Origin of the sequence: Gordonia otitidis (genome assembly GCF_020735545.1) — a bacterium.
Classification (GTDB): Bacteria; Actinomycetota; Actinomycetes; order Mycobacteriales; family Mycobacteriaceae; genus Gordonia; species Gordonia otitidis.
The window spans coordinates 2893720-2913974 of the sequence record NZ_CP085974.1 but is presented as its reverse complement, the minus strand read 5'-3'; the positions used below and the strand labels follow the sequence as shown (position 1 = coordinate 2913974).

The following is a 20255-nucleotide window of genomic DNA, read 5'->3' as shown; positions in this document are numbered from 1 at the left end:
ACTCGAACCGGAATGCTGCGGATTCAGCACAATCGACGGTCTGATCGGGAGGTAATTCGATGCGATACGGCCCCTCGGCCACTGATTTCGTTTAGAGGGGCGGATGCGCCCCGACAGCGACCGTCAGACGATGGCCCGGCGTACCACACCCGACCGCCGGCCGCCGACGCTGACGCGACTCAGACGATGGCCCTGCGCACCACACCCGACCGCCGGCCGCCGACGCTGACGCGACTCAGACGATGGCCCGGCGTACCACAGTCTGGTCACGACCGGGGCCGACGCCGATGCACGAGATGTGCGCGCCCGACAGCTCCTCGAGTCGCAGCACGTAGTCCTGCGCGGTCTGCGGTAGTTCGTCGAAGGTCGTGCACTGAGAGATGTCTTCCCACCAGCCGGGCATGTACTCGTAGACGGGCTTCGCGTGATGGAAACCGGTCTGTGTCATCGGCATCTCGTCGACGCGTTCGCCGTCGACCTCGTAGGCGACGCAGATCGGCACGCGGTCGAGGCTGGAGAGCACGTCGAGCTTGGTCAGGAAGTAGTCGGTGATGCCGTTGACGCGTGTCGCGTAGCGGGCGATCACAGCGTCGAACCAACCGCAACGTCGGGCACGGCCGGTGGTCACGCCGACCTCGCCCCCGGTCTTGGCGAGGTACTCCCCCCATTCGTCGAACAGTTCCGTGGGGAACGGACCCGAGCCGACGCGGGTGGTGTACGCCTTCAGGATGCCCAGCACGGTGCTGATCTTGTTCGGTCCGATGCCGGATCCGACCGACGCACCGCCGGCCGTCGGATTCGACGACGTCACGTAGGGGTAGGTGCCGTGGTCGACGTCGAGCAGCGTGCCCTGCGACCCTTCGAGCAGCACGGTCTCGCCACGTTCGAGCGCCTCGTTGAGCAGGAGCTGAGTGTTCGCGATGCGATGTTTGAAGCCCTCGGCCTGCGCGAGGACCTCGTCGACGACCTGCGCCGGTTCGAGCGCGCGCCGGTTGTAGATCTTGACCAGGATCTGGTTCTTGAGCTCGAGCGCCGCCTCGACCTTCTGCGCGAAGATCTTCTCGTCGAGCACGTCGGCTGCGCGGACACCGACGCGCGCGATCTTGTCCTGGTAGCACGGCCCGATGCCGCGGCCGGTGGTGCCGATCTTCTTGTTGCCGAGGAATCGCTCGGTGACCTTGTCTATCGCGACGTGGTAGGGCATGAGTAGATGTGCGTCCGCCGAGATCATCAGGCCGGTGGTGTCGACGTCGCGATCCTCGAGGCCGCTGAGCTCGGTGAGGAGCACACCCGGATCGACGACGACGCCGTTGCCGATGACGTTGTTGACTCCCGGCGTCAGGATTCCCGACGGGATCAGATGCAGGGCGAACGTCTCGCCGTTCGGGAGAACAACGGTGTGACCTGCATTGTTGCCGCCCTGATAGCGGACCACCCACTGCAGCTTCCCGCCGAGCAGATCGGTCGCCTTGCCCTTGCCCTCGTCGCCCCACTGGGCGCCGATAAGCACGATCGCTGCCATGTCCCAATACTCCTTAGTCGCACGCGTGCGGAACGTCAGTCGCAGGCATGCGGTGCGCGCCGTAACGGACCTACCCTACTTGCTGACCGGGCAGAACCCGCGACGACGCCCCCACACTGGCGGCTCCACCCCCACCCTGTCGCTCGGGCACGGCTACGCTCGTCGGCGTGTCCCATGCAGTCATCTCGTCGGTGACCGTCGACGACGCCCGGAAGTCACCTCCGACGCGCAAGGCTGTGCGGCGGGTCGTCGACGCTGCTCTGGCCGACCGTCCGGATCGGCTCATCGTCGAACCGGGGGATTCCGCATATCCAGACGTTCTGCTCGCCGAAGTCGTCGCGACCCTGATGATCGCCGAACGACTCGACGTCGAGATCGCCTACGCACCAACGTCCGTGACCGCGGCCACGACCCGATACGGGTTGCCACATGGACCCGCAGCACTCGATCTCGCACGCCACGGCGACGCCCGCGAGCTGCCGCTCATCCGCGACGACGCCGCAACCGTACTCGTCGGCACCGCGCGTCATCTCGGTGCCGACGCGAAACTGCACGGTGAGAGTTATGTCGACGATTCCCGACTCTTCGCCGGATCGGTGCGTGGCATCCGCATCGAACCGACGCGTGAGGCTCCGGGCCTGCGCGCACGAGTCGAACGTCGGCTGCGCTCCGGGAGATGGCACATCGGTCGGGCGGCCCAGACCGGCGGCACCAATCTCGTCGTCGAACGCGAAGGCGTCGTGACCGAGAGAATCGTGAAGCGGTCGACCTTCTACCGCCACCACGTCGACTGGAAGTTGGTATGTCCGTGACCTCGAGTGCATGGGCCGGCGGAAGGCCCGAGCGGCCGACCACGCGTGAGATCGCACGGGCGATCCGACCGGGCTGGTTGTTCCTGGCGTTCGTCGCCGTCGCGGTAGTCGGCGGGTGGATGTGCGCTGTCTCGGCACCCGGCCGCAACGCGATGTCGATCGGCGGGACGCTGTTGCTGGTGCTCGCAGGCTGGGTGATCTCGCTGTGCCTGCACGAGTTCGGGCACGCCGTCACCGCGTTCCGATTCGGCGACCGCAACGCCGAACTGCGCGGCTATCTCACGCTCAACCCGATGCGCTACACCCATCCGGGACTCTCCCTCGGTCTGCCGCTGCTGATCATCTTGCTCGGCGGCATCGGATTCCCCGGTGGTGCCGTCTACCTCGACGAACGCGGCATGACCAATCGGCAGAAGACACTGGTCTCGCTTGCCGGTCCCGGGATGAACATCGTGCTCGCGGTGATCCTGCTGGTGGTGATCCGAATCGCGGCGCCCGACGCGTTCGTCCCGCTGCACTCGGGTGTGCTGTCCGGGATGATCCTTGCGGTCGACGGCGTGAATCTGTGGGCGGCGCTGGCGATGCTGGCCTTCTTGCAGATCACCGCGGCTGTGCTCAATCTGATCCCCATGCCGGGTTTCGACGGCTACAACGCCATCGAGCCCTACCTGTCGCAGCAGGCACGGGCGAATGCAGCGAAGATCGCGCCCTACGGGTTTCTGATCGTGTTCGCGCTGTTGTTCATCCCCCAGCTCAACGCCGCCTTCTTCGACCTCATCCGGTGGCTGTTCGAGTTGTCGGGCGTTCCGTCGAATCTCGCTATCCAGGGCTGGAACGTCTTCATGTTCTGGCGCACATGACCGTCGACAGGGGCTGCCGAACCGCGAGGGACGCGGAGCAGAGCAGGTAACTCACGCTGCGCTCGATCAGTGGGTCATCCTGCACCGGAGTCCGTGGTCACGCTCCACGTACCCACGAGCGGGTGTTCACCCCGCTACCGATGTAGCTGCCCTGACCGCAGTCGGTTGCAGCGAACCCGCTGCGGTCGGTCACCGGGCTCGTGCGGTGATAGAACACCCGAACACCATCTCGCTCACCCGAATTGCGACCGAGTCCGACGCAGTCGAGTTCGAGGACGGCCCGGACACCTGCAGGGCAGTTGATCGATGCCCCGGCCCAGTAGCTGTAGGTTCTGCAGTCGCGTGGCGAGGCCGCCTGCGCGTCACCCGCTCCGGCGACGAGGGCTCCGCCGAGGGCGAGACCTGCGACAGCCGCTCCCGTCGCGATACGTCGAACGGTGGCGGTCGTATGAAAACGCGTGCTGTCGATGTTCATGCCGTGCTCCTCATGCGGGTCGGATCGCTTACACCGACATTCGCGACATTGACGGCATTCGTTACGTCACATCGTGCGAGAGCCGAGGTCACCAGCCCAGATCGTCGCGGCAACGCTTCTCGACCTGGTCAGGGTCCACCTGGATCGTCGCGTGGGTGAGCCCGTGACGGGCCAACACCTCACGTGCCCGGGGAAGCACCTCGTCGTTCGGGCAGCTACTTGCCAGATGCACTGTCGCGACGTCCATCCCGGTGGTCAGCGACCAGACGTGGAGGTCGTGGACGTCGTGCACCTCGGGGATGGCGGCGAGTTCGTGTTCGAGCGCGTCGACGTCGACATGGTCGGGCGCCTGCTGGTTGAGGATGCGCAGAGCGTCGCGTGCGAGTCGCACCGCGCGGGGCACCACCCAGATGGCGATCAGGACCGCGACGACGATATCGGCATAACCCCAGCCGGTGGTCATGGTCACGATGCCGGCGATCAACACCCCTATGCTGCCGACGGCATCCGCGAGGACCTCCATGTACGCCCCCCGCACTGCGATCGACTCCTTGGAGTCAGCGCGGAGGAGCAGCATCATCGCGACGTTGACCGCGAGACCGACCAACGCCACCACGATGAGTGTCAGCCCGGGGACCTCGGGGTCGGAACCGATGCGTCGGATCGCCTCGTAGAGCACGAAGATCGCCACACCGATCAGCAGGACGGCATTGGCCACGGCTGTGAACACCTCGGCGCGATGCCAGCCGAAACTCCTTGTGGCGGTAGTTGTTCCGTGTCGCGCGAGCAGCAGCGCAACGAGACCCATCAGCAGAGCGACGACGTCGGTGAGCATGTGCCCGGCGTCGGCGATCAAGGCGAGCGAGTTGACCGCGATTCCCACGACGAGTTCGACCACGAAGTACGTTCCGATCATCGCGACCGCGATGCCCATCGGCCAGATTCGACGATTCGGTGTCACGGCGGCGACACCGTGCGAGTGCGTGTGTGAATGCGAGTGACCCATGGTGCAGCCAATATATGCACGAGTTCGCATATATGACAAGAGTTAGGACCACCTAAATGCGCTGCATGGCTCCGGACCAGGGCAACGCAAAGGCGCAACTCGGTGCTGTCGGCAGGTCTCCCGGTGCCGTCGGCGGGTTCCCCGGTGCCGTCGGCGGGTTTCCCGGTGCTGTCGGCAGGTTTCCCGGTGCTGTCAGCGGGTTTCCCGGTGCCGTCGGCGCGTTCCCCGGTGCCGTCGGCGGGTTTCCGGTGCCGTCGCGCGAGCTCGGCATTCAGGGAGTCGGCGGTCAGCGCAGCGTCGCCTGTGCCGATGAACGCCTGAGTCCGCACACCATCAACAGGTCGATCAGCAGCGATCGCGTCTCCGCCAGCAATGCCGTCTCACTCATGCCGCTCTCCGCGACGAGCTCGGCACGCGCCTTACGCGCGATGGTGCGCAGCACGCGGGCGGCGTCTGCCGGGTCTGGTGATTCGCCTGGCTCGGCGAGCATCATTCGTCTCAACGTCTCGAACGCGTCCCCGAGGTCGTCGATGATCTCGATCAGCTCGGGACGCAGTTTCTCGCCGCGCTGCGTCATCCCGAGCGCGCGTCGCGCGATGATCCGGAAGTTGCGCACGCCGTTGTCGATGGGGTCGGCGGTGGCGGCGATTCTCTGCAGGCGCAATCGCTGACGCCAGTGCAGCGGCGAGATGGTGCTGATCTCCTTGCCGCCCCGCATATCCGACCGCATGGTGTTGATCGCGGCCTGCGTCCCACGAGCGCTCTCGAGCGCCGAGAACACCACGTCCGCATCGCCGACGCGCAGCCCGGCAGCCAGTGTCTTCGCGGCATCGCGCATGGTGGCGAGGATGCCGGCGGCGTCGCGTCGTCCGCGTGAGGCCGGATTGGCAGGTAGCAGCGCCCCCACGATGATGCCGACGAGCCCGCCGATCAGCGCGTCGAACGCACGGTAGTAGCCGCCGGCCTGACCGGGCGGCAGAAGTGTGGCGACCAGTACTGCCGACGATGCGGCCTGCATCGGGATGAGTGGACCGTCGTCGAGGAACACCGCGGTCGCCATCGCGAGGGCCACCACCACCATGATCTGCCACGTGCCCGAGCCGATTCGGGAGATGAGCAGGTCGCCGATCAGGATGCCGATGGACACGCCGACGACCAGTTCGACTGCCCGACGCCATCGCTGTCCCAGCGACAGCCCGAGCGAGATCACAGCGGCAATCGGCGCGAAGAACGGGCGCGAGTGATGCAGCAGGTCGAGCGCGATCCACCACGCCAGACCGGCGGCGACCGAACACTGCAGGATCGGTTGGAGTGAGAGGTACAGCCGCCGGACGCGGGTACGCAAGGGACGCGGGAGCGCGTTGACCCTGGCGCTGACCCGCGCACGCAGCGTAGCGATCACACCAGTCCGAGTTGCTCTGCCGCGGTCGGGTCGCTTTCGTTCAGCAGGTCGAGGCAGCGCAGGTACTCGTCATGCTCGCCGATGACGCGAGCAGCTCGTGCCAACGCACCGACGCAGCGCAGGAACCCCTGGTTGCCCTCGTGCGCCCATGGGACCGGCCCGAAACCCTTCCATCCGTTTCGACGCAGTTGGTCGAGTCCACGGTGGTATCCGGTGCGTGCATAGGCGTAGGCCGCGATGACCGCGTTCACATCGGGTGTCTGCTCGCCTTCCGGCTGGCCGTCGGCGCTCACACCACCGGCCGACAACGCCGCCTCTGCCAGGTACGCCCAAGCAATCGACGCCGTGGGATGCGCTGCGGCGACCGCAGCGGGAGATGCACCGTTGAGCAGGTCCGACTCGGCCTCGTCGTCGCCCGGCAGGAGCGTCGGTTGGGGGCCCATCAAATCTCCGAAGGAAGTCACTCCCCTATTCAAGCATCGAGCCCCGGCGCGGTGTCCGCTTCGGGTCTCCCGGCATATCCACAACGCAGAATGCTCGCCCGAGGCGCCCGACGACGTCGACGCGGCGGTAGTAGTCTGCGCAGAATGCACATCGCCCTGCCCAGATGCCTCTGACAATCGCGATTCGCTAGGGTGAATGGCGCACTTGGTCGTTGCACGACCCCCCCATGCCGCACTGCGCGGCGGAATCCACTTGGTCGAGGAAGGATTGGTGATCGACGATGCCGCAATCCGGTGATCGGAAATCGGCTGTCACCAAGGCTTTCTCGGTGATCCGGAAGAAGGCCGTCGAACGCCTGGAGGGCGCTTCCAGCCGAGGCGGCTCGTCGCAGAGGAAGTCGTCGTCCCCGACACCTAGCGGCTCGTCATCGAAAGCATCGACTGCGACCACGGACGCTCACGCGGGGGAAACTGGTACTTCGGTAGACAAATCTCGGGTCGACGAAGTGGACGCGGACGGCGCGAAGGCCTCTGACCCGCGACCTGCTGGTCCGACTCCGCGCGGCGGGCGTGGAATCGACTCCGCGACCAAGGTGATCTCGCGCGACCAGTTGCCCGATCCGAGCACCCTCGAGGATCTCGACGACATCGATCCGCTCGCAGGCGGACGGAAGCGCGACGCCGCAGAATCCGACGCCTCCGACCCTGACACTTCAGCTTCCGACGCTGACTCCTCAGATTCGAACGGCAAACCCGCGGTCGCCAAGGTGTCAGGCACTGCATCCCCGAGCGCCACCGACACCACGGTCATCAAGCGTGACGAGCTGCCCGACACCACCGATATGCCCGAACTCGACGACGTCGACATCACAGGCAACAGCTCGCCAGCCGACGATGACGATGCTGCCGAGTCCGCCGACGGCACCGAAAAAGACGCCGACGGCACCGAAACGGCCGCCGACAGCACCACAGAAGACGCCGACAGCACCGAAACGGCCGCCGACAGCACCACAGAACCCCCCGACGGCACCGAAAAACCCGCCGACAGCACCGAAAAGATCGCTGACGGCACCACGGAACCCGCCGACAGCACCGAAACGGCCGCCGACTTCACCGCAGAAGAAGCTGACGGAACCGCGGAAGACGCCGACGGACGCCGTGGGAAAGCTGTGGCGGCGGGTGCGGCCGTGGCTGGCGCAGCCGGAGCGGCGGCACTGGCGAAGCGCGACGGCAAAGGCAACGGCGAGACCTCGGATGCCGATGCTGACGTCGACACTGCGGACGTGCCCCCCGCTGGCACAGCAGATACCGACGCTGCAGGTACCGACGCTGCGAGCATCGACTCCGGCGAAGCGCACGCTGACGTAACTCAGGCCGACGTAACTCAGGCCGACGTAACTCAGGCCGACGAGATCGAAACCGACACGCCAAAAGCTGAAGCGGGACCTGACGCGCAGACGTCCACGGACTTCCCCGCAGCCGACAAGTCCTCCGCCGCCGAGATCGAGGATGCAGACGACACGGCGGATGCTGTCGCCGCCGACCAGGCGAAGGCGGAGTCCGACGCAGAGCTCGAGGAGTCGGATCCCGACGCCGCAGCCGCTGAGGAATCAGCGGAAGAGTCGAGAATCGACAAGGAAGACGCGGAGGCTCGCCTCGAAGCATTCGAGGCGACGACGGACGCGGGCGACGCGAGCATCGAAGAGGCCGCGACCGACGGTGACATCGGCGAATTCGAACCGATCGACGAGATCGACGACGAGCCCGTCACCGACGAGGAGTCGGTCACCGACGAGGACACCACCGACGAGCACGCAGCTGCCGACGACACCGACAGCGGGAGCGACGTCGAGGTCCAGAGAGGCGCCGAGGCCGAGCACGACGACGGCCCCACGGCCGGGACCGAGACCGATGCAGAGTCGGCCGAGAGCGACTCCGACGAGCCCGACCCCGACACAGTCACCGACGACACCGACACCGCTGCCGACGACGGCACGGTCGGCGATACCGCCACGGACAGTGACACCACCACAGACACAGACGACGAGGCAGAGGACGCGGAGACCGTCGCGTTGCGGGCGCAGAAGCCCGGCAGCGAGGCCGATCCCACCGATACCGCAGGCTCCGACACCTCGAACAACGAGGACAACGAAGACGGCGCGGCGGGCAAGGTAGCTGTCGCTGCCGGTGGTGCGGCAGCGGTCGGCGCTGCGGCGGCAGGTGCCGCGACCGCAGGCGCCTCGACGTCGCGACCCGCAACGTCGTCTGGTTGGTCGACCACAGCGCACCAGCCGCAAGTGATCCCGCCCGCTGGCTCTACGAAGACCACGACGACCACGCCGCAGAGCACCACGCGATCGAAGCGCGGCCTGCTGCTGACCGTCGGCGCGGTGGTCGTCATCGCGCTGATCGTCGTGGGAGCGGTGTGGGGTGTGCTCGCCTCACGCGCCAAGCCCGCCGCCGACGAAGCTGCCGACACAGCGTCGAAGTTCTCCTCCGCGCTGTACAACGGTGACCTCTCCACGCTGCGGTCAATCACCTGTGGCCAAGAGAACCAGTTCTATTCCAATATCTCCGACGCCGACTTCCAGAAGATCTACGACGCCCAGAAGGCGCGTAACGAGTTGGTCCGCACCGGGGACATCAAGGCGTCGAAGGTCACCGACGACGGAGCAAAGGCTGTCGTCGAAGTGACGGCATACCAGACCAGCAAGCCGAACGAACCGCAGACCGTCACCATCAATCTGCAGAAGGACGGCAGCGACTGGAAGGTCTGCACGCCGCGGTGACCGCTCGCCGGGCACCTGGGGCCACTCGCGACAACATCCCGGGCACGGGGTGGGTGCCCGGGCGACAGGCCCCCGGCCATCATCCGACCCAACCGCTGCATGTCGCGCCGCGACCGGGGCGTCGCCCCTACGTTCCTGCTGCCGACGTTGCCGGTCCCGCCGCCCCGCCGCTCCATCCAGCACGCCCACTCGTCGAGAACTCGACGCCGCGGCCGACTTCGCCCAGCTCACGTTCGCAGCGGGTGAGGGTCCAGCGCCGTGTGGATCCTGCCGTGGTCTGTGCGGCAATCACGATGATCGCGCTCGCCCTGACCGTCGTTGTCGGACTGACCTGGACCTGATCTCGGCTCGCCCCCGCCAGCTACCCGTCCGCAGCAATCGAGCGATCGACGAAGCGCGGCAGAAACACTCGCATCCAGACCTCGCGTATCGCAACGCCGACGAGGACGATCAGCATCATCAGGACTGCGCGGAACGTGAATCCGTCGAATGTTCCCGGCGTCGCCAGGACGAAGAAGCCGAGCGAGATGAACGGCACAAGCACAGTGACCAGGCCCGGCGCGATGCGCCGTCCCGCCACCGCATCGATCACCGCTGCAACGACCACCACGACGAACGCGATCAGGGCATACACGCCGACGTCCTGCCACCAGTGCTCCGTCCCCGCACTCCAGCGGACGCCGGCGCCGATCTCATCGGTCGTCCGCAGGGGCGTGTACGCGGTCCATCCGGTGCTGCCCCAGAAGGATGCGTCGACCATCGAGTAACTGCTCCACCAGGTCACACCGCCCGCTAGTAGCACTGCGACCACGAACACCCACCACGCGGCATGGCCGACGACCCGTGCGACACGCATCATCCTGATTCGCCTCATAGCGGACACTATGTCCGATTTTGTTCGCCGAGCACAGCATTCTGCCGACTCGGGGCGGTCGCAGAGACGACTGCGCCCCTCCCGGTTCCGGGAGGGGCGGTCGTGTCGTAGGCGGTCGTGTCGTAGGCGGTCGTGTCGTAGTCAGACGGTCAGGCGCTGATCGACTTTCCGTTGGACTTCAGGTCGCTGCACGCCTCGACGACCCGCTCGGACATGCCGGTTTCGGCCTTCTTCGACCACGAACGCGGGTCGTAGACCTTCTTGTTGCCCACCTCGCCGTCGACCTTGAGCACACCGTCGTAGTTGCTGAACATGTGCCCGGCGACCGGCCGCGTGTAGGCGTATTGGGTGTCGGTGTCGACGTTCATCTTCACGACGCCGTAGCTCAGCGCCTCATGGATCTCGCTCTTGAGCGAACCCGATCCGCCGTGAAAGACGAAGTCGAACGGCTTGGAGCCGTCGGGCAGTCCGAGCTTCTTGCTCGCGACTTCCTGCCCCATCTTGAGTACGTCGGGACGCAGCTTCACGTTGCCCGGCTTGTACACGCCGTGGACGTTGCCGAAGGTGGCTGCGAGGAGGTACTTACCCTTCTCACCTGCTCCGAGCGCGTCGACGGTCTTCTCGAAGTCCTCTGCCGAGGTGTACAGCTTGTCGTTGATCTCGGCTTCGACGCCGTCTTCCTCACCACCGACGACGCCGATCTCGACCTCGAGGATGATCTTCGCAGCAGCCGCCTTGGCGAGCAGGTCCTGGGCGATCTCGAGATTTTCGTCGATCGGCACGGCACTGCCGTCCCACATGTGCGACTGGAACAGCGGGTTCTTGCCCGCGTCGACGCGCTCCTGCGAGATGGCGAGCAACGGACGCACGTAGGTGTCGAGCTTGTCCTTGGGACAGTGGTCGGTGTGCAGGGCGATGGTCACGTCGTACTTCGCCGCCACGACGTACGCGAACTCGGCCAGCGCGACCGCACCGGTCACCATGTCCTTGACACCGAGGCCCGAGCCGAACTCAGCACCACCGGTGGAGAACTGGATGATGCCGTCGCTACCTGCGTCGGCGAAGCCCTTGATGGCCGCATTGATCGTCGACGACGAGGTGCAGTTGATCGCGGGGAACGCGTAACCACCCTCCTTCGCCTTCGCGAACATCTCGGCATACTGCTCTGGCGTTGCAATGGGCATGTCACGTCCTCCAACCGGATGGGGTCTCACGCTTCGAGTTCTGTTGACTCCATCTCAGTATGGCAAGTGGCGCTCACGCGTGTGCAAGACGCTCTCACCTGGGCTGCCGTCGCACCGCACGACAATGTTCGACGCCGCGCTCAACCGCTCGGATCGGTCGATTTGTCCGTTTCCGCTACCCTCGGTGCCGTGACCGCCCCAGTTCTCGACGTTTCCGTACTCGCCGCCACGGCCACCACCGACCTCGCACTCCTTCCGGGTTTTCTGGACCCGGTCAACCTGTTGAACTCATTCGGCACCTGGATTCTCGCGGGTCTGCTGCTCGTGGTGTTCATCGAGTCCGGGCTGCTCTTCCCGCTCCTGCCCGGCGATTCATTGCTGTTCACCGCCGGCCTGATCGTGGCTGCGAAGTCTGCGGACATCGAACCGTTCGCCCCGCTGTGGGTGCTCCTCGTGACGATCCCGATCGCCGCGTTCTTCGGCGACCAGGTCGGCTACTGGATCGGCAACAGGCTGGGCTATTCGCTCTTCAAGCCCGACGCCCGGGTACTCAAGGAGGCCTACATCGTCGAGGCCAACGAATTCTTCGCCAAGCACGGTCCGGTCACCATCTTCCTGGCTCGATTCGTACCCATCGTGCGCACCTACGCCCCGCTCGTCGCGGGTGCGGCCAAGATGCGCTATTCGGTGTTCCTCGCCTACAACGCGATCGGCGCGGTCGTGTGGGGCGCGGGTGTCACTCTGCTCGGCTACTTCCTCGGCCAGATCGCCTTCATCCGCGACAACGTCGACCTGATCTTCCTGCTGATCGTGTTCGTCTCGGTACTCCCCATCGTCTCCGAGGTGTTCAAGCGGTGGCGCCGCGCGCGACGACCCGTCGTCGAACAAAAGGTCGACGTCGCGTAGCGGCAATACTGTCGAGTCGCGTAGCGGCTGACAGGCACTCATTGGCTCTCCCACAGCTTGGCCAAGTAGCCTGGTGACCCGTGATCGACACCGCGCTTGCCCACACGACCACTGTGGTCGCACTACCCGGCATCCTCGACCCCATCAATGTCCTCAGCTGGTTCGGGGCCTGGGCATTCTGGGGGCTGCTCCTCGTCGTGTTCATCGAGTCCGGCGTGCTTTTCCCGGTTCTTCCCGGTGATTCCCTGCTGTTCGTTGCGGGCATGGTTGTCGCCGCGGGCGGCAAGGAGGGGATCGACAAGTTCGCATCGCTGTGGCAGCTGCTGATCTTCGTGCCGATCGCCGCGATCCTCGGCGGGCAGGTCGGTTATTGGATCGGCCGGTTCATCGGCATCGAGATGTTCAAACCCGACGCGCGTTTCCTGAAGCAGCGCTACCTGACCGAGGCCCAGGACTTCTTCGACAAGCACGGTCCGATCACCATTTTCCTTGCGCGCTTCGTGCCGATCGTGCGCACGATCGCTCCGATCGTTGCCGGCGCCGCCCGCATGAGGTGGTCGGTGTTCGCTCTGTACAACGTGATCGGTGCGATCGTCTGGGGCGCCGGCATTGTTCTGCTCGGCTATTGGCTCGGGCGGTTCGAGGTGGTGCAGAACCTCATCGAGCCGATCTTCATTCTCATCGTCGTGCTGTCGATCGCTCCGATGCTCATCGAGTGGTACCGCCGCCACCGTGCCGCGAAGAAGGTCGCCGCCGACGCCGTCGCGGCGACACCGACGACCGTCGACGATCCCGGCCCCGGCTCGGTCTGATCGACCATCGATGCCGTCAGATGGGCGTTGTACCGCCAGACAACGTAGCGATTCAAACGGTCAGAGCGTCGGCCGTAGTGCGTTCACTGGAGTAGGCCCACAGCCAGTCGGTGTACTTGTAGCTCGAGGTGTCGCGGGTCCGGAACAGTTCGTTGCGCGCGATGCGCGCTACCCCGTCGAGGTGCCACAGTTCACCCCACATCCGGCCGGTGGTCAGGATGCGGTTGCATCGTGGGGCCCGTTCGGCATTGACGGCCGCCAGTGCTCGGTCCCAAGCATCCGAACCACCAACGGCCAGTTCCTCTTCGGCGTAATCGGCGATGCACTTGGCGTCCTCGATCGCCATCACCGCGCCGGAAGCGAGATACTGCAGCGGCGGGTGCGCAGCGTCACCGAGTAGCATCATTCGGCCGTCGACCCAGTTCTCGATGGGCTCGCGGTCATACATCGGCCACCACCGGTCACGCCACAGGTGATCAGTAGCGCGGCGGACGGTCTCGTGGCAATGGTCGTAGGCATGCGCGAGTTCGTCTGGACCACCCCACTCCTTTTCGCCGGCAGAATATTTCGGTGATTGGAATACGGCGACCTGATTGAGCATCGAGCCGCCGCGCAATGGGTACTGGATGAAATGGCAGCGCGGTCCGATGTAGCCGACCACGTCGGTGATGCCAGCGCCCGCGGGGACGTCCTCCCTCGGAAACGTGCCACGGTAGGCCACGTATCCGGACGCGACGGGTTCGTCGACGGAGAGTTTGCGGCGCAGGCGGGATTTCAGCCCGTCCATCGCCAACACCACATCCGCCTCGTGGGCCCGTCCGTCGGCGGTCGACAGCACCGCCTTGTCACCTTCGGTGGTGACGTCGGCGACGGTCTGCCCAGTGAGCAGTTCGGCGCCCGCTCCGCGCGCTGCGTCGATTATGAGCGAGTGCAGATCGCTGCGGTGGATGACGAAATACGGTCCGCCGTAACGGTTCTGGAAGTCGGCGCCAAGGTCGACGCGGGTCAGCTCTTCGCTGGTGACTGCATCCCGGAAGACAATGTTGCCGGGCAGCACGCCGCGCTGCAGCGCGGTGTCGAGCAGGCCCCAGGAGTCAAGCATGCGTGCTCCGTGCGGGCCGATCTGGAGGCCGGCGCCGACCTCACCGAACTCGGCGGCGCGTTCGAAGAGGGTGACCGAGGCGCCCTTACGCGCCATGGCGAGTGCGGCGGCGGCGCCGCCGATTCCGCCGCCGGCGATCAGGACCCGGGAAGTTGACAATGACATACTTTGACTCCGATCTGGAGGTGAGAAAGTGGGAAACGTTGACGGAGACGGGTCACCGGTCGTCAGGCGGCGATCGGTGACTTGGCGACGGCGGACGGTTGCGAGCTGCGCACCGCGGAGACCGCGATGAGCACCATCGAGGCGATCAACGCGCTGACACCGAAGAGAATGAAGTTGGAGTTCGACCCGAGCCCCGCGGCGATCAGCCAGCCGCCGATCTGCGGCGCGGCGACGGCGCCGATACGTCCGACGCCGAGCGCCCACCCGAGTGCGGTGCCGCGCAACGGCGCAGGATACGCCGAGGCCACCGCGGCGATGATCAGGCACTGGGTCCCGTGGGTTCCTACTCCGGCGAGGACGAAGATCGCATCGATCATGCCGGTAGTCGGACTGGTCACAAGAAGCAGAAGTGCACCACCGGCGATGAGTGCCGCCACCACTGCGGTGCGGACCGCACCGAATCGCGCTCCTGCCCAAGCGGTCACGACCGATCCGAGCACCGCTCCCAGATTCAGCGCGAGCGCGAAGGTCAGCGCGCTGCCGAGATCGGAGCCGGTCGACTGCATCAGCTTCGGCAGCCAGGTACCCAGTCCGTACCACGCCAGCAGGGTGAACACTGTGGCTATGGCGAACAGAATGCTCAGGGTGCGATAGCGCTCGCCGAGCAGTACCCGGAATCCGACGGGATGCCCGGCGTGATCAACTCGCGCGGCGGGAAAGACGAAGCCGGCCAACGGAACCAACAGCGCCAGCGGGACGAGGGCCAACAGGAACATCGGTTGCCATCCCCAAGCCGGGATGACCGACATACCGATGAGTGCGGCCGCCGATCCGCCCAGCGGCACACCCGACATCATCAGGGTGGCCACCGGTGAGCGCCACCGGTCCGGAACAAGCTCGGCAGCAAGAGCATTGGCCGTCGGCACCAATCCGCCGAGGCCGAGCCCGGCGATCAGACGCAAGACGCCGAAGGCGAAGGGTCCGGGCGCGAACGCGCACGCAGCGGTGAACACCGACAGCACGATGGCGCATCCGACGATGGCGTTGCGCCTGCCGATCTGGTCGGACAGTCGGCCGGCGAGAACGGCGCCGATCATCATCCCGAGGAAGGCGAGGCTGCCGAGGGTTCCGGCGGTCGAAGCACTGATGCCCCATTCTTTCTGCAGGCTGCCGATGACGTTGCCGTAGACGATGAGGTCATATCCGTCGAAGACGACGAAGAGCCAGCACACAGTGACGGTGATGGCGGCGCGACGTGGAGACAGGCCGTGACGAGCGGCCGCATCACCCAGCGAGTGGGCGTGGTGTGGTGTAGCGGTCATGGCATTACGGTGATGGACACCACAATCCCGTCGCAATATAGTTCTGCTATGCAGAAACGCGTGATCGAGCGGCCGTCTTATGTCATCGCCTCCGCCGATAACGCTCTGCGCCTGGTCGTTCTACTCCGTGACGTGGGCGCGGTGCGACTGTCGGATGCAGCCGCCGAACTCGGGGTCGCCAATTCAACCGCCCACCGACTCCTCGCCATGCTGGTGTACCGCGGTTTCGCAGTACAGGACGAACATCGCATCTATCACCCTGGGCCGGCGCTCGGAGCCGGACCAGCACGACGAGGCTGGACTCGCGATCTCACCGATCGCGCACGGCCGCACCTCGAGGCATTGACCGCCCAAACTGGGGAGACCTCCAACCTGGTGATCCGCGTGGGAACTCAAGCGAGATTCCTTTACTCGGCCGAATCCGCCACCATCCTGCGGGTTGGGGATCGGCAGGGCCAAGTGCTCGACGCGCACCGCACCGCGGGAGGTCAGGCGCTACTCGCCGAACTCGACGAGGCGGTGCTCACCCAGCTCTACCTGCTCCCCGATGGTCAGGAGCGTCGCGACGACGCCGACCCCCGACTCCCGACCGACGAGTTCGCCGCGTTCACCGCAGCGCTGTCCACGGTCCGCAACTCAGGCGTCGGCATCAACCTCCAGCTGTCGGAGAACGGGGTGTCCGCGTTCGGCATCGCCATCCACAATCACCGCGGCCTTGCTCTCGGCGCGATCACTGTCGCCGTGCCGTCCACCCGCCACCAGCAGCACGCGCGCGGACCGCTGATCGGACAGATGCGCCGGTGCGTGCACGAGATAGAGATCGACGTCGCCGAGCTCGAACCCTGACACCGAGATCCACCCGACCACTGGCCCCTTTTCTTCTGTGCAGAAATCTCGAGATCAAATGTCATCCGCCCTCTACCGTCAGGATTTGTGCTTCACCCCATAGCCAGACGGAGAACGAGATGACCACCACCTCCCGCGAGACCGACACCGCCTACGTCGGCGCCTCCGAAGAAGACGCCGCCCTCAACGCCCTGTACTCCGACTTCAACGCCGCGAACCTGATCCCGCTATGGACCCAAATCGGCGACCTCATGCCGATGTCCCCGGCACCCCAGGCGATTCCATACGTCTGGCGATGGGCCGAACTCCTGCCCCTTGCCGAGCAGGCCGGCAAACTCGTGCCCGTCGGCCGAGGTGGCGAACGCCGCGCGATCGCCCTGGCCAACCCGGGCCTCGGCGGACGCCCGTACGTCAGCCCGACCCTGTGGGCCGCCATCCAGTATCTCGGACCGCGCGAGACCGCACCGGAGCACCGGCACAGCCAGAACGCCTTCCGCTTCGTAGTCGAGGGTGAGGGCGTCTGGACCGTCGTGAACGGAGACCCGGTCGCTATGCGCCGCGGCGACTTCCTGCTGACCCCCGGCTGGAACTTCCATGGCCACCACAACGAGACCGATCAACCGATGGCCTGGATCGACGGCCTCGACATCCCGTTCAGCTATTACGCCGACACCGGCTTCTTCGAGTTCGGCTCCGATGGCGTCACCGACGAGTCGATGCCCGAAGTGTCGCGATCGGAGCGCCTGTGGTGCAATCCGGGTCTGCGTCCGCTCGTTGGGCTCGACGCCAGGGCCAGCTCCCCGATCGCGTGCTACCGCTGGGAATACACCGACGCGGCGTTGCGTCAACAGCTCGAGCTGGAGGCCGAGGGCTACGCCTCGACAACCGAACCCGGTCACGCCGCCGTCCGCTACACCAACCCGACCACCGCCGGCGATGTCATGCCGACCATCCGCGCCGAGTTCCACCGGCTGCGCGCTGGCGCACAGACCGCCAACCGTCGCGACGTCGGCTCTACCGTTTTCCAGGTGTTCGACGGCGAGGGCGAGGTCACCATCGGCGACGACCGCCGCGAGCTGTCCACCGGCGACCTCGTGGTGATCCCCTCGTGGGTGCCGTGGTCATTGGCCACCGACGCCGGGATTGATCTGTTCACCTTCTCCGACGCACCGATCATGGAGCGCCTGCACTTCGATCGCACCCAGATCCAGAAGTAGTACACCCGACAAGCCCACCATCCCCACGAAAAGGACCGCCCCCGGATGAAACTCAGCACCCTCCGCCTCGCCGGCACCACCACTGCCGCCCGTGTCGATGACACCACCGCAACCGTAATTGATGGCTACGCCGATCTGGGAACCCTTCTCGCCCAGGACAACTGGCGTGATATCGCCCAGGCTGCCCACGGTACTACCGTCGCCCTCGACGACGCCGACTACGCACCGGTGATCCCCCGCCCCGGCAAGGTGTTCTGTGTCGGGCTGAACTACGCGTCGCACATCAAGGAGATGGGCCGCGACCTGCCGGAGTATCCCACCCTGTTCCTCAAGCTCGCCGATGCCCTCACAGGCCCGTACGACGACGTTGTCGTCCCCGACTACGCTGCCTCGCAGCTCGATTGGGAGGCCGAACTGGCCGTCGTCATCGGCATGCAGGCATATCAGGTCACCGCAGCGTCAGCCGCCGACCACATCGCCGGCTACTCGGTCATAAATGATTACACGATGCGTGATTACCAATACCGCACCCTGCAGTGGGATCAGGGCAAGAACTTCGAGAAGACCAGCGGCTTCGGGCCGTGGCTCGACACCGACTACCAGCTCGGCACCCGCATCGAGACCCGACTCGAGAACGAGGTCATGCAGGAATCGACCACCGATGACCTGGTATTCAAGCCTGCTGAACTCGTCGAATATATCTCGCACATCGTGACCCTCAACCCGGGCGACGTCATCATCACCGGCACCACCGGCGGTGTCGGCCACGCCCGCAAACCGGCCCGCTACATCGGCGACGGCCAGACCGTCGAGGTCACCGTCGAGGGACTCGGAACCGTCCGGAACAAGACCATTGTCAAGTAGCGCCAACGCGGCGGGGCCCGATGTCGCGGGCTACCACCAACTCTCCCTCGATGAACAACTCGCCATCGCCCGCAATGGAACCGCCTATTTCGTACAACACCTGGCACGGGTCTCCGACGACGACCTCGCCGGGTCGTCTCTTCTGCCCGACTGGTCCCGCAAGCATCTCGTCGCGCACGTCGGCTACAACGCCGCAGCCCTGTGCAACCTGATGACCTGGGCAGCGACCGGGTGCGAAACACCGATGTATTCCTCGCCCGCGCAACGCAATGAGGAGATCGACGAAGGATCGACGTTGGGGGCGCAGGCCTTGCGCAACCTCGTCGATCACACTGCGGCACGTCTCGACGAGGCGTGGCGCAACCTGCCCACCGAGAAGTGGGACGCGCAGGTGAAGACCATTCAGGGGCGAACTGTCCCGGCCACGGAGACCGCGTGGATGCGCACCCGAGAGGTCTGGATCCACACCATCGACCTCGGTGCCGGTGGCTCATTCGCCGACCTCCCCGAGGCCGTGCTAATCGACCTCTTCGACGACATCGTCGGCGCGTGGGGACGCAAGGGCAGCGGCGCAGATCTGCGGCTGATCACGCCGGTAGGCATCACCGATGTCGACCGGCATTTCACCGGCGACCGTATCGAGGTGCGCGGCAAGTTGTCGGCCGTCGTCGGCTGGATGACCGGACGCACCGTCGACTGTGTGCAGACCTCCACCGAAGTGACTGCGCCGCACTGGCTGTGAGGCTCCGACATCGAGAGATGAAAAGCGCCCACTACTCCGCCGATGTCTCCGCGAGGTTGATCGGCAACCAGCGGCCGTTGGCACCACTGTGGTCGACCGCGAAATCACGGTCGTCGGTGTGCCGAAAGCGATGCGCGCGAGGTGATCGCCGGGGCAAGAACCGTCAAACCGGGGATGTCATTGGCCGCAGAGTATCTACGCGTCGCAGCGCTGCGCGTGCAACGGCTCCTCGATCACCAGGCTGAGTCGAGGTCGGCATGTTGCCGAACCCACGCGTGCATCGCGATGCCCGCCGCCACCCCGGCGTTGATGCTTCGCGTCGAACCGAATTGCGCGATCGACACGGTCAGGTCGGCCTGGGCCTGGGCGTCGTCGCTGACGCCCGGCCCCTCCTGACCGAACAGCAGTACGCAGTCGCGCGGGAGATCGGCGGTCTCGAGCGGCACCGACCCCGGGGTGTTGTCGACGGCGACCACTGCAAGTCCCTCCTCGCGCGCCCATGCCATCAACTCCGACACCGACTCGTGGTGCAGCAGATGCTGGTAGCGGTCTGTCACCATCGCTCCCCGGCGATTCCACCTCCGTCGCCCGACGATGTGGACGGCGGCGGCGGCGAAAGCATTGGCGGTGCGTACAACGGTGCCGATGTTGGCGTCGTGGGCAAAGTTCTCGATGGCCACGTGAAACGGGTGTCGCCGCGAGTCGATGTCGTCGACGATCGCTTCGCGGCGCCAATACCGGTAGGCGTCAACGACATTGCGAGTGTCACCCTCGGCGAGCAACTCCGGGTCGTATCGGGGGTCGTCCGGAACGGGATCGTCGTGTTCGACGGCCCACGGGCCCACCCCGACGGCCGCCCCCGACTGCCATTCCGTTGGGCCGGGCTGCTCGGACGCGTCCTCCGGCATCGCC

General features: G+C 65.8%; 19 protein-coding genes. 9 read left to right on the top strand and 10 right to left on the bottom strand.

Translation table 11 applies throughout. The annotated features are described in order from the left end of the window. Positions 1 to 235 precede the first annotated feature (235 nt). Positions 236 to 1522 (bottom strand): adenylosuccinate synthase, encoded by a 1287-nt coding sequence (locus LK459_RS13335; protein WP_007238462.1) that lies wholly within the window; start codon positions 1520 to 1522, stop codon positions 236 to 238. 167 nt (positions 1523 to 1689) lie between these two features. On the opposite strand from LK459_RS13335, the gene LK459_RS13330 reads away from it, so the two are divergent. Further along, complete coding sequence (locus tag LK459_RS13330; RefSeq protein WP_227918807.1) at positions 1690 to 2334, top strand: hypothetical protein; 645 nt, start codon at positions 1690 to 1692, stop codon at positions 2332 to 2334. Further along, positions 2325 to 3194: a site-2 protease family protein gene (locus LK459_RS13325; protein ID WP_227918805.1), complete on the top strand. Its 870-nt coding sequence runs from the start codon at positions 2325 to 2327 to the stop codon at positions 3192 to 3194. Before LK459_RS13330 ends, LK459_RS13325 begins: the two co-directional genes overlap by 10 nt. 97 nt (positions 3195 to 3291) lie before the next feature. On the opposite strand, the gene LK459_RS13320 is transcribed toward LK459_RS13325, so the two are convergent. The 4 genes from LK459_RS13320 to LK459_RS13305 all read right to left on the bottom strand — a co-directional run bounded on the left by LK459_RS13320 (position 3292) and on the right by LK459_RS13305 (position 6541). Next, on the bottom strand, positions 3292 to 3669 hold the full coding sequence (locus LK459_RS13320; RefSeq protein ID WP_007238465.1) for a hypothetical protein: 378 nt from the start codon (positions 3667 to 3669) through the stop codon (positions 3292 to 3294). A gap of 88 nt (positions 3670 to 3757) precedes the next feature. Then, positions 3758 to 4675, bottom strand: coding sequence for a cation diffusion facilitator family transporter (locus LK459_RS13315; protein ID WP_227918803.1), 918 nt, complete (start codon positions 4673 to 4675; stop codon positions 3758 to 3760). Between the two features lie 286 nt (positions 4676 to 4961). After that, a complete protein-coding gene (locus LK459_RS13310; protein ID WP_007238468.1) occupies positions 4962 to 6077 on the bottom strand; it encodes an FUSC family protein in 1116 nt (371 codons plus the stop codon). After that, a complete protein-coding gene (locus LK459_RS13305) occupies positions 6074 to 6541 on the bottom strand; it encodes a DUF3151 domain-containing protein (protein ID WP_227918802.1) in 468 nt (155 codons plus the stop codon). Before LK459_RS13305 ends, LK459_RS13310 begins: the two co-directional genes overlap by 4 nt. A gap of 485 nt (positions 6542 to 7026) precedes the next feature. Here LK459_RS13305 and LK459_RS13300 point away from each other — a divergent pair, with 485 nt between their 5' ends. After that, positions 7027 to 9309: an Rv0361 family membrane protein gene (locus LK459_RS13300; protein WP_227918800.1), complete on the top strand. Its 2283-nt coding sequence runs from the start codon at positions 7027 to 7029 to the stop codon at positions 9307 to 9309. A gap of 361 nt (positions 9310 to 9670) precedes the next feature. Here LK459_RS13300 and LK459_RS13295 read toward each other — a convergent pair whose 3' ends face one another. Together LK459_RS13295 and fbaA are read right to left on the bottom strand one after the other, a co-directional pair. Then, positions 9671 to 10183, bottom strand: coding sequence for a hypothetical protein (locus LK459_RS13295; RefSeq protein WP_227918798.1), 513 nt, complete (start codon positions 10181 to 10183; stop codon positions 9671 to 9673). A 149-nt stretch (positions 10184 to 10332) separates the two neighbouring features. Next, positions 10333 to 11367: a class II fructose-bisphosphate aldolase gene (gene fbaA, locus LK459_RS13290; protein WP_007238472.1), complete on the bottom strand. Its 1035-nt coding sequence runs from the start codon at positions 11365 to 11367 to the stop codon at positions 10333 to 10335. Positions 11368 to 11556: 189 nt separating this feature from the next. Here fbaA and LK459_RS13285 point away from each other — a divergent pair, with 189 nt between their 5' ends. Both LK459_RS13285 and LK459_RS13280 read left to right on the top strand, forming a co-directional pair. After that, positions 11557 to 12273 (top strand): VTT domain-containing protein, encoded by a 717-nt coding sequence (locus tag LK459_RS13285; protein WP_039993885.1) that lies wholly within the window; start codon positions 11557 to 11559, stop codon positions 12271 to 12273. Positions 12274 to 12353: 80 nt separating this feature from the next. After that, on the top strand, positions 12354 to 13085 hold the full coding sequence (locus LK459_RS13280) for a DedA family protein (RefSeq protein WP_007238474.1): 732 nt from the start codon (positions 12354 to 12356) through the stop codon (positions 13083 to 13085). 52 nt (positions 13086 to 13137) lie between these two features. Here LK459_RS13280 and LK459_RS13275 read toward each other — a convergent pair whose 3' ends face one another. Further along, on the bottom strand, positions 13138 to 14352 hold the full coding sequence (locus tag LK459_RS13275) for an FAD-dependent monooxygenase (RefSeq protein ID WP_227918796.1): 1215 nt from the start codon (positions 14350 to 14352) through the stop codon (positions 13138 to 13140). Between the two features lie 62 nt (positions 14353 to 14414). Next, on the bottom strand, positions 14415 to 15674 hold the full coding sequence (locus LK459_RS13270; protein WP_227918794.1) for an MFS transporter: 1260 nt from the start codon (positions 15672 to 15674) through the stop codon (positions 14415 to 14417). A gap of 48 nt (positions 15675 to 15722) precedes the next feature. Here LK459_RS13270 and LK459_RS13265 point away from each other — a divergent pair, with 48 nt between their 5' ends. The 4 genes from LK459_RS13265 (at position 15723) to LK459_RS13250 (ending at position 19343) form a co-directional block, all read left to right on the top strand. Next, a complete protein-coding gene (locus tag LK459_RS13265; protein ID WP_227918793.1) occupies positions 15723 to 16520 on the top strand; it encodes an IclR family transcriptional regulator in 798 nt (265 codons plus the stop codon). A 119-nt stretch (positions 16521 to 16639) separates the two neighbouring features. After that, entirely contained in the window at positions 16640 to 17737 is a 1098-nt protein-coding gene (locus LK459_RS13260) for a cupin domain-containing protein (RefSeq protein WP_227918791.1), read from the top strand. Between the two features lie 45 nt (positions 17738 to 17782). Further along, positions 17783 to 18601 (top strand): fumarylacetoacetate hydrolase family protein, encoded by an 819-nt coding sequence (locus LK459_RS13255; RefSeq protein WP_227918789.1) that lies wholly within the window; start codon positions 17783 to 17785, stop codon positions 18599 to 18601. Beyond that, complete coding sequence (locus LK459_RS13250) at positions 18591 to 19343, top strand: maleylpyruvate isomerase family mycothiol-dependent enzyme (protein ID WP_227918788.1); 753 nt, start codon at positions 18591 to 18593, stop codon at positions 19341 to 19343. The genes LK459_RS13255 and LK459_RS13250 overlap by 11 nt, the downstream gene beginning before the upstream one ends. A 233-nt stretch (positions 19344 to 19576) precedes the next feature. Here LK459_RS13250 and LK459_RS13245 read toward each other — a convergent pair whose 3' ends face one another. Continuing rightward, on the bottom strand, positions 19577 to 20251 hold the full coding sequence (locus tag LK459_RS13245) for a TrmH family RNA methyltransferase (protein ID WP_007238481.1): 675 nt from the start codon (positions 20249 to 20251) through the stop codon (positions 19577 to 19579). Between the last annotated feature and the right edge of the window lie 4 nt (positions 20252 to 20255).